This window comes from Bradyrhizobium genomosp. III, from assembly GCF_000261705.1.
GTDB classification, from domain to species: domain Bacteria; phylum Pseudomonadota; class Alphaproteobacteria; order Rhizobiales; family Xanthobacteraceae; genus Bradyrhizobium; species Bradyrhizobium ottawaense.
Genome location: NZ_AJQF01000480.1, coordinates 1 through 8,952 on the forward strand (window position 1 = coordinate 1; position 8,952 = coordinate 8,952).

At 64.9% G+C, this 8,952-nt stretch carries 11 protein-coding genes; 2 read left to right on the forward strand and 9 right to left on the reverse strand.

The window, feature by feature from the left end; genetic code table 11:
- The 8 genes from IC66_RS0137790 to IC66_RS0137825 all read right to left on the reverse strand — a co-directional run.
- Positions 1-441: ABC transporter substrate-binding protein (locus tag IC66_RS0137790; RefSeq protein WP_038951046.1), on the reverse strand; the 441-nt coding region annotated here is incomplete at its 3' end.
- A 22-nt stretch (positions 442-463) separates the two neighbouring features.
- Complete coding sequence (locus IC66_RS0137795; protein ID WP_038951047.1) at positions 464-1,114, reverse strand: aspartate/glutamate racemase family protein; 651 nt, start codon at positions 1,112-1,114, stop codon at positions 464-466.
- An 8-nt stretch (positions 1,115-1,122) separates the two neighbouring features.
- Positions 1,123-2,007: a polysaccharide deacetylase family protein gene (locus IC66_RS0137800; protein WP_038951048.1), complete on the reverse strand. Its 885-nt coding sequence runs from the start codon at positions 2,005-2,007 to the stop codon at positions 1,123-1,125.
- Entirely contained in the window at positions 1,994-2,809 is an 816-nt protein-coding gene (locus IC66_RS0137805) for an ABC transporter substrate-binding protein (protein WP_038951049.1), read from the reverse strand. The genes IC66_RS0137800 and IC66_RS0137805 overlap by 14 nt, the downstream gene beginning before the upstream one ends.
- Before the next feature lie 14 nt (positions 2,810-2,823).
- Entirely contained in the window at positions 2,824-3,588 is a 765-nt protein-coding gene (locus IC66_RS0137810; RefSeq protein WP_038951050.1) for an amino acid ABC transporter ATP-binding protein, read from the reverse strand.
- On the reverse strand, positions 3,585-4,442 hold the full coding sequence (locus IC66_RS0137815) for an amino acid ABC transporter permease (RefSeq protein WP_038951051.1): 858 nt from the start codon (positions 4,440-4,442) through the stop codon (positions 3,585-3,587). Before IC66_RS0137815 ends, IC66_RS0137810 begins: the two co-directional genes overlap by 4 nt.
- Positions 4,439-5,266, reverse strand: a complete 828-nt coding sequence (locus IC66_RS0137820) for an ABC transporter substrate-binding protein (RefSeq protein WP_038951052.1) — start codon at positions 5,264-5,266, stop codon at positions 4,439-4,441. The genes IC66_RS0137815 and IC66_RS0137820 overlap by 4 nt, the downstream gene beginning before the upstream one ends.
- A 39-nt stretch (positions 5,267-5,305) precedes the next feature.
- Positions 5,306-6,262 carry an N-carbamoyl-D-amino-acid hydrolase gene (locus tag IC66_RS0137825; RefSeq protein WP_083859389.1) on the reverse strand — a complete coding sequence of 319 codons (957 nt, stop codon included), beginning with the start codon at positions 6,260-6,262 and terminating at the stop codon, positions 5,306-5,308.
- A gap of 151 nt (positions 6,263-6,413) precedes the next feature.
- Between IC66_RS0137825 and IC66_RS0137830 the strand changes: the two genes are divergently transcribed.
- Positions 6,414-7,340: a LysR family transcriptional regulator gene (locus IC66_RS0137830; protein ID WP_028140371.1), complete on the forward strand. Its 927-nt coding sequence runs from the start codon at positions 6,414-6,416 to the stop codon at positions 7,338-7,340.
- A 122-nt stretch (positions 7,341-7,462) separates the two neighbouring features.
- Entirely contained in the window at positions 7,463-8,167 is a 705-nt protein-coding gene (locus IC66_RS0137835; protein WP_028140372.1) for a type 1 glutamine amidotransferase, read from the forward strand.
- 162 nt (positions 8,168-8,329) lie between these two features.
- Here IC66_RS0137835 and IC66_RS0137840 read toward each other — a convergent pair whose 3' ends face one another.
- On the reverse strand, positions 8,330-8,797 hold the full coding sequence (locus tag IC66_RS0137840; RefSeq protein ID WP_038951054.1) for a nuclear transport factor 2 family protein: 468 nt from the start codon (positions 8,795-8,797) through the stop codon (positions 8,330-8,332).
- Positions 8,798-8,952 lie beyond the last annotated feature (155 nt).

Genomic DNA, 8,952 nt, shown 5'->3' on the forward strand with positions numbered 1-8,952 from the left:
GAGACGGAAGCGGATGGTGCGATCGTCGGCGGCGGACAGCTCGTCGGTCGCCTCCATCAGCTCGCCGCCAAAGCCGTCGCGCGCGGCCCAGCGGCGGATGCTCGCCACGCAGTCGCGCGCGAGCACGCGCTCGCCATCGTGCCAGAACAGGCCGTCGCGCAAGCTGAGATCCCATTGCAGCCCGTCACCGGAGATGACGTGGCCCGACAGCATCTGCGGCGAGACCTGGAGCGAGGCGCTCATGCCAAAGAGCGTGTCGTAGACCATGAAGCCGTGGTTCCGCGACACTTGCGCGGTCGAGTAGATGGGATCGACGAAGGCGAGATCGATCACAGGGATGAAGCGCAGCGTGGACTGGGATTCGGCGCGGACGATGCCCGGAAACGAAAGTGCCGGCATGGCTGCGGCGGCCTTGAGGAGCGAACGGCGGGAGATGGGCATTACAGAAGGCTCCTGAAGGGTCTTACGTATTCAACAAGATCGCGCCGATCGCAGCCGCCACCGCCTGCTGCGCCGGCTCGACCACGGGCACGCCGATCGCATCCGCGATCGCCACACGATGCGAGGCCATGCCGGCGCAGCCCATCACCACGACGTCGGCACGGCACTGCGTGACCAGCGCGCGGCCGGCTCCGATCAATCGTCCCCGGATATCGGCAGCTGCGGTCTCGGCAGCGCTCGCGCCGACCGACCAGCTTCCGGCATAGCGGCCGTCGACGCCCATCACCCGCACCATCCGTTGCTGGCGCCGGATGCTCGACGGCGACAGCGCGATGATGCCGAAACGTTCGCCGAGCATCAGCGCGCGAAAAATGCCGCACTCGGCGATGCCCAGCACCGGGCGGCCGCCGGCAGCCTCGCGCACCGCATGCAGACCGGGATCGCTGAAGCAAGCGAGCACGAAGGCATCGGCGTCGTCGCGCGACACACGATTCACCAGCGGCATGACGACGCTATCGGCATCACGCTGCGAGCTGATGCCCGGCGGCCCCTCGGCAAGGCCGACGACCTCGATGTCAGGCCCGCCGGCGATCCGCAGCGGCGCGACCGCCTCGTCGATCGCCGCCGTCACGGACGTCGAGGAGTTCGGGTTGATGACGAGGATGCGGGTCATGGCGCTCCCTAACGGTTACCGGCCTCATGCCGCAGGAAGTTTTCCGCGATCTTCTCGCCGGTCGTGATCCAGACATCCGGACAGGATTTTGCGTAAGTCAGGAACTCGCGCAACAGGCGCAGCCGCATCGGGCGGCCGCTGCATTGCGGATGCAGCACCGTCGTCACCATCGCGCCCCAGTCGCGGACCTCGTCCAGCTCGTCCTTCCAGATCGAGAGCACATGTTCCTTGGGGAAGATCGAGCGCGGGCTGAAGCGGGCGGAGAGACCATGCATCCAGTCGTCATAGCTCGCGGTCACCGGCAGCTCGATCGTGCCGGGCTTGCCGTCGGCAAGTCGATGGCGATAGGGCCGCACATCGTCGCGGAACGAGGAGGTATAGACGATGCCATGACGCACCAGCGCGACGCGCAGCTCCTCGGTGAACTCGCCATAGGGCGCGCGATAGCCGATCGGCTTCACGCCGAGCCGGCGCTTCAGCGCCTCGAAACCGCGCTCCAGCTCTTCCTCGATCCAGGGATCGCCGGGATCGGGCAGCAGATGATGATAGCCGTGATGTCCGATCTCGTGACCGGCCTTGAGGATGGACTCGGCCATCGCGGGATGCGCATCGACCGACCATCCCGTGACGAAGAAAGTCGCCTTGAGATCGAGCTGGTCGAGCAGCTCCAGCAGCTTGGGCGTGCCGACGCGGGCCTCATAGCCGCCATAGCTCATGGTGATGAGCCGCTGGGCGTGACCTGCGTCCTTGCTGGTCCACGCGCTCTCGGCGTCCACGTCGAACGACAGGAACATCGCCGAATTGTACGGCTTCGGCCAGGGATAGTCCGGCGCGGGATCCGCGGTGTTGGCCGGGACGAGCGGGATGCTCTGGAGTGCTTTACTGTCCAGCATTGATGGTCGCCTTCTCGAGTGCGTTGTCCGTCAGTTTCCACTTGGCAAGCAGCGTGCGATAGGTGCCGTCCGCGATCAGCGCGTCGACTGCCTCCAGCATCGCCTGCTGCAGCGCCTTTTCCTTGACCGGCAGCGCAATGCCGGTGAATTGCTGTGCGATGGGCTCGCCCACCGTTGCATAGGTGTCGGGCTCGAGATCCATGATGTAAGGCAGCGTCTCGTTGCCCTGGGCGGCGGCATCGATGCGGCCCTGCCTGAGCTGGGTGCGGGCGTCGGCTGAGCCGTCGGTGCCGACGAACTGAATCGGACTGCTGCCGCAATTCTTTTCGCTCCACGCCGCGATTTGCGCCGGGAACATGGTGCGGCGACTGGCTCCGACCTTCTTGCCGCAGAGCGATGCGGCGTCCTTGAACTCAGCCTTGCGCGACTGCTGCACGAAGAACTGCGGACCGCTGCGTAGATAATCGACGAAAGACGCGACCTCGTGCCGGCTGGCATAGTCGGTGAAGCCGGACAGGATGGCGTCCACGCGCCCCGTCGAGATCGACGGCATGAACTCGGCAAAGCTGGTTTCGGTCCATTCGATCTTGACGCCGAGCTTGCGGCCGATGGCTTCACCGAGATCGATGTCGAAGCCGGACAGCGCGTTGGTTGCGGGATCGCGGAACTCCATCGGCGGATAGTTCGGCACCAATGCCACCTTGATGCTGCCCCGCTTGGCGATCTCCGCGGGCAGATCGATCGCCATCACCGACGCGTTCATGACGCCGAGGAACGCTGCCGCAACCAAAAGTCTCTTCATCAACACGCTCCCATTCAGATCACAGCGGAAAGAAAAGCCCTGGTGCGCTCCTCGCGCGGGGCGCCCAATACGTCCGATGCGCGGCCCTGTTCGACGATCGCGCCCTGGTCCATGTAGACGACGCGATCAGCGACCTCGCGCGCGAAGCCGAGCTCGTGCGTCACCACCATCATGGTCATGCCGCTCTTCGCCAGTTCCTTCATCACGGCAAGAACCTCGCCGACGAGCTCGGGATCGAGCGCGCTGGTCGGTTCATCAAAGAGCATCAGCATCGGCTTCATCGCCAGCGCGCGGGCAATGGCGACGCGCTGCTGCTGGCCGCCCGAGAGTTGTGCGGGATACCAGTCCGCCTTCGCGGACAATCCGACGCGGCGCAGCAGCTCGAGCGCTTCCCTGCGCACCTCATCGGGTTTGCGTCCCTGCACCTGGACCGGGCCTTCGGTGATGTTCTCCAGCGCCGTCTTGTGCGGAAACAAATTGAAGCGCTGGAACACCATGCCGGTCTTCAGCCTCTGCCGCCCGATCTCGCGCTCGCTGAGACGGTGCAGCCGTCCGCTTTGCTCGCGCACCCCGAGCAATTCGCCGTCGAGCCAGATGCCGCCGGCATCGATCGTGGCCAGCTGGTTGATGCAGCGGAGCAGCGTGGTCTTGCCCGAGCCGGAGGCGCCGATCAGGCACATCACCTCGCCGGGCCAGACGTCGAGCGAGACGCTTCTGAGAGCCTGGAACTCGCCAAAATTCTTGGCGACGGAGCGGATCGCGACGAGGGGCTTTGTCATCGCGCAAGCCGCAATGTGCCGCGCGCAAAACGGCGTTCGAGCAGCATCTGGAGCGGGGTCAGGATCGAGACCACGAGCAGGTACCAGAGCCCGGCGACGATCAAGAGCTCGATCACGCGGGAATTGGCGTAGTAGATGTTTTCGGCGTTATGCAGCAATTCCGGATACTGGATCACGCTCGTAAGCGAGGTCGCCTTCACCATGCCGATGAACTCGTTGCCGAGCGGCGGGATCACCACGCGCATCGCCTGCGGCAGCACGATCCGGCGCAACGCGCGCAACCGTCCCATGCCGATCGCCTGCGCCGCTTCATACTGCCCGATGTCGACCGACAACATGCCGGCGCGCATCACCTCGGAGGTGTAGGCGCCCTGGTTGATGCCGAGCCCGAGCAGCGCGGCAAGGAACGGCGTCATGACGTCGACGGCGCGCGCGCTCCACAAGCCGGGAATGCCGATGGTCGGGAACACCAGCGCGAGGTTGAACCAGAGCAGCAGCTGCAGGATCAGCGGCGTGCCGCGGAACAGCCACGTGTAGCCGGCGGCGGCCGTCTTCAGCACCGGATTGGGCGACAGCCGCATGATCGCGACGATGATGCCCAGGACGATGCCGAGCGTCATCGCCAGCACCGCCATCACCATGGTGTTGACGATGCCTTCGAGAATGACTTTTGCGGTCAGGAAGCGGCTGACATAGGACCATTCGATCTGCCCGTTCGCAAACGCGCGCGCAATGGCCGCGAGCACGAGAATGATCAGCGCGGCGCTGAGCCAGCGAAACCAGTGCGGCTCGCGCGCGATCCTCATCCCCGACAGATCAGGGAAACCTTCCGCGAGTGCCGGCGCCGGCTTCATTGCGGCGCCGCGTTGAGCATAGGCTGGGCGACCGCGTTGGCCCCTAAGCCCCATTTGTCGAGAACAGCCTTATAGGAGCCATCGGCGATCATGGCGGTGAGCTTCTCGGTCACGACCTCGCGCAGGGCGGCATCGTCCTTGCGGAACATGATGCCTTGATAGCCTTTGGCGAAGGGCTCGCCGACGACGCGGTATTTGCCGGGCTCCTGCGTTTGCGCGTAAGGCAGCGTCTCGCTGCCCTGCACGGCGGCATCGATGCGGCCTTGCTTGAGCTGGTTGCGGACGTCGATCGAGTTCTCGCCCGGAACGTACTGGATGGCAGGCTTGCCGGCCGGCTCGCAATTCTGCTTGCTCCACTTCTCGATCTCGACCGGGAAGCTGGTGCTGCGCGTGGTGCCGACCTTCTTGCCGCAGAGATCGGTCGCGTCTTTGGCTCCATTGTCCGCCACGACGAAGAATTGCGGGCCGGTCTGGAGGTAATCGACGAAATCGGCGGTCTCGCGCCGCGAGGCCCGGTCCGAGATGCCGGACATGATGAAGTCGGCGCGCTTGGTCTGCAGCGAAGGGATCAGCTCGGCGAACGGCGTCTCGCTCCAGACGATCTTGAGGCCGCCGAGCCGCTTGGCGAGCTCGTTGGCAAGATCGATGTCGAGCCCGACCAGCTCATTGGTCGCGGGATCGCGATACTCCATCGGCGCATAGGTGGAGTTGACCGTGAGCTTCAGCGTGCCCGCCTGCTTGATCTCCGCGGGAAGCTCGGCCGCCTGTGCCGACGTCGCGGCAGCCAGGGTTGCAAGGGCGAGGAAATGCGAAAGGCGTGTCATGTCAGCTCCTTTGCCAACGCCGCGACCGGCCGTTTGAAATCAATCCGCATCGAGAACGGCCGGCTCGATGACGCCTGCACGTTCAGTGATCACCCTGTATTGCTCCGGCCGCCGGTGGGCGGCGAAGTTGAACATCTTGTCCTTGCCCTGGCGACACAGGTCGAGATCGATGTCGGCGACGATCACTTCATCTGCGAGCGTCTGCGCCTGCGCGACGATGCGCCCATTCGGATCGACGATGCAGGAGCCGCCGATCAGTCCGGAGCCGTCCTCCTCGCCCGCCTTCGCCACCGAGATCGCCCAGGTCGCGTTCATGTAGGCGTTGGCCTGCGTCACCAATGTCGAGTGGAAGGTGCGCAGGGCGCCGTCTTCGGTGGTGCCGCCATTGGGATCGTAGGCAGCCGAATTGTAGCCGATACAGACAAGCTCGACGCCTTGCAGGCCGAGCACGCGCCAGGATTCCGGCCAGCGGCGATCGTTGCAGATCATCATGCCCATGATGGCGTGGGCCCAGGCCGAGCCGGCGCGGAAGGCGGGAAAGCCGAGATCGCCATATTCGAAATAGCGTTTCTCGAGTTGCTGGTAACGTGCGCCCGGCCGCGGCTCCACCGAACCCGGCAGGTGAACCTTGCGATAGCGGCCCAAGATCTCACCGTCGCGATCGACCAGGATGGCGCAATTGTAGCGGCGGCCGTCAGCGGTCTGCTCGGCATAACCGACATAGAAGCCGACGCGCAGCGCCCGCGCACGATCGAACAGTTTAGCCACCGCAGGGTTCGGCATTCCGCGCTCGAAATAACTGTCGAGCGCCTCACCCTCGAGCAGCCAACGCGGGAAGAAGGTGGTGAAGGCAAGCTCGGGGAACACCACGAGGCTGGCGCCGCGGCCGGCCGCCTCCTCCAGCAGTGCAAGCATCCGCGACAACGTATGCTCGCGCGTATCGGCTTTTTGCGTCGGCCCCATTTGAGCGGCGGCGGCGCGAAGGACACGAACCAAGTTTGCCTCCAATCTGTGCGCAGTGCTGCCTCAATGGGCGAATGAACCCTTTGATGCGACGTGCAAATCCGCTGCCATTACGGGCGAGCGGGGCTGCAAAATCAATTCATTCTGCTATGATGTTTTGGCCCTGAGTATAATCAGCAGTGATATGAACCTGCGTCAGCTCGAAATCCTGCGCGCCGTCATCCGCCACCGCACCACGGTCGCGGCGGCGGACGAACTGGCCCTCTCGCAGCCCGCGGTCAGCAATGCGCTGAAGACGATGGAGGCGCAGGCGGGCTTCGCGCTGTTCGAGCGGGTCAACAACCGGCTGTTTCCGACCGCGGAAGCGATGGCGCTGTACAAGGAGAGCGAGGCGATCTTCGCGCTGCACGCAAAACTCGAGAACCGCGTGCGCGATCTGCGCGAGAACCGCTCCGGGCACCTTGCCATCGTGGCGACGCCGCCGCTGGCCTACAGCATCATCCCCTCCGCGCTGTCAGGCTTCCTGCGGCGTCGCCCGGAAACGCGCGTGTTCTTCGACGTGCGCCGCTACGAGGGCATCATCGAGGGCGTGCTCAGCCGTGTCGCCGAGCTCGGCTTCGCGCTCGGGCTGACGCATCATCCCGGCATCGCGCACGAGGTGGTGCATACCGGCGAGATGGTGTGCGTATTGCCGCCGCAGCACCCGCTCGCCGAAAGGCCCGTGATCTCGGCTTCGGATCTGTCCGGCCTGCCTTTCATCGGGCTCGAACGCGGCACGCGGCTGGGTGAAGCCGTGCGCGACAGTTTTGCCCGCGCCGGCGCGCCGTTTCAGCCGACCGTCGAGGTGCGCTACTGCAACACGGCCTGCGTGTTAGCTGCCGCCGGCGTCGGCGCCGCGGTGGTCGATCCCTACTCGCCGCGACAGAACGGCGGCAGCGGCCTCGTTGTCCGCCCGTTCACGCCGACGACGCACGCGGTCGCCTATATGCTATGGTCGGAGGCCGAGCCGCTGTCGCGCCTGGCCAAGGCCTTTCTCAACGAGGTCCGCAAGGAAAGTGCACTGCTGGAGCGTACAGCGTCACACCAGCAATATAGGGCAGAAGGCGGCTGAGCATGATCCGGAAAAGTGTGAAGCGGTTCTCCGGAAAGATCATGCTTGAACAACAAACAAAGCGCGATGACGATTCATTCTGATCTCATCGCGCTTTGGCTTCGCAACCTTCCGGGGGGCACATGGCACGCATCACCATCATCGAGACCGGACAGGTCCCGCAAAAATATCGGGAGCAGCACGGCTCGTTCCCGGACATGTTCGAACGCATGGTCCGCACCGAGGACCCGACGGCCACGGTGGACGTCGTCAGCATCCCGAACGGCGACGCGCTTCCCGATCCGGGCAAGCTCGAGGCCGTGCTGATCACCGGCGCGGCAGCAGGCGTCTATGACGGGCTCGACTGGATCGCGCCACTGGAGCATTTCGTCCGTACCGCTTACGCCAACAAGACGCCGATGGTCGGAATCTGCTTCGGCCATCAGTTGATCGCGCAGGCGCTCGGCGGCACCGTGCGCAAGTCGGAGAAAGGCTGGGGCATCGGCCGGCACGTCTATCAGGTGCTGCCGGAGAACGGCGTCATTGCCTGCGAGGAGGTTGCAATCGCCGCCTCACATCAGGATCAGGTGATCGAGCCGCCCAACGACGCGCTGACGATCCTGTCGTCGGAGTTCACCCCGCATGCCGGCCTGCTCTACGCCAATGGCACGACGCTGACCGTGCAGCCGCACCCGGAGTTCGACGTGGCGTTTGCGCAAGTGTGCTGCGATCTGCGCGACGGCAAGGCTCCGGATGACGTGGTGGCGACGGCGCGCGCATCGCTAGCCGAGCCGATGGACAATGCGAAGCTCGGTGGGGCGATTACGCGGTTTCTGGCAAGGCGGTGAGACTTCACCTCGCCCCGCTTGCGGGGAGAGGTCGGATTGCATCGAAGATCCAATCCGGGTGAGGGGGACTCTCCCGCGAGTCCGTCTGCCATCGAATTTGCTGAAGCAGCCCCTCACCCCAACCCTCTCCCCGTAAGAACGGGGAGAGGGAGAGGAAGCGCCTCAGAACGGACTCTCCCCCAATCCCGGCACATCGGCCGGCCGCGGCCCCGGCGCGGCCCAATGAAAGCGGCGGTCCTTCTCCGCAATGGCGATGTCGTTGATCGACGCTTCGCGGCGCTTCATCAGCCCGTGCTCGTCGAACTCCCACTGCTCATTGCCGTAGGAGCGATACCACTGGCCGCTCGCGTCGTGCCATTCGTACTGGAAGCGCACGGCGATGCGGTTCTCGTCGAAGGCCCAGAGGTCCTTGATCAGGCGGTAGTCCTGCTCCTTCTCCCATTTGCGGGTGAGGAACGCGACGATGGCCTCGCGGCCCTGCAAGACCTCTGAGCGATTGCGCCAGCGGCTGTCCTCGGTATAGGCGAGCGAGACCCGCACCGGGTCGCGTGAATTCCAGGCGTCCTCGGCCATGCGGGCCTTTTGCGCGGCGGTCTCACGGGTGAAGGGCGGAAGCGGCGGGCGCGACATGATGGCCTCATCGGTTGGTCGAGGCCGCAATCTATCGCCGCGACTGGTGGAGTCGATAGGCGATCACAAATCGGGCGATCACTTATCGGGCGATCAGGAAATCAGATCGGCCTTCATCAACGCGCGGATCGATTTCGGGATCGGCTGGGGGGGGG

Coding starts and splice junctions, on each gene's coding strand:
- IC66_RS0137805 (WP_038951049.1), bottom strand. CDS start 2,809: ATGAAGAGACTTTTGGTTGCGGCAGCGTTCCTCGGCGTCATGAACGCG.
- IC66_RS0137810 (WP_038951050.1), bottom strand. CDS start 3,588: ATGACAAAGCCCCTCGTCGCGATCCGCTCCGTCGCCAAGAATTTTGGC.
- IC66_RS0137800 (WP_038951048.1), bottom strand. CDS start 2,007: ATGCTGGACAGTAAAGCACTCCAGAGCATCCCGCTCGTCCCGGCCAAC.
- IC66_RS0137830 (WP_028140371.1), top strand. CDS start 6,414: ATGAACCTGCGTCAGCTCGAAATCCTGCGCGCCGTCATCCGCCACCGC.
- IC66_RS0137835 (WP_028140372.1), top strand. CDS start 7,463: ATGGCACGCATCACCATCATCGAGACCGGACAGGTCCCGCAAAAATAT.
- IC66_RS0137795 (WP_038951047.1), bottom strand. CDS start 1,114: ATGACCCGCATCCTCGTCATCAACCCGAACTCCTCGACGTCCGTGACG.
- IC66_RS0137815 (WP_038951051.1), bottom strand. CDS start 4,442: ATGAAGCCGGCGCCGGCACTCGCGGAAGGTTTCCCTGATCTGTCGGGG.
- IC66_RS0137820 (WP_038951052.1), bottom strand. CDS start 5,266: ATGACACGCCTTTCGCATTTCCTCGCCCTTGCAACCCTGGCTGCCGCG.
- IC66_RS0137840 (WP_038951054.1), bottom strand. CDS start 8,797: ATGTCGCGCCCGCCGCTTCCGCCCTTCACCCGTGAGACCGCCGCGCAA.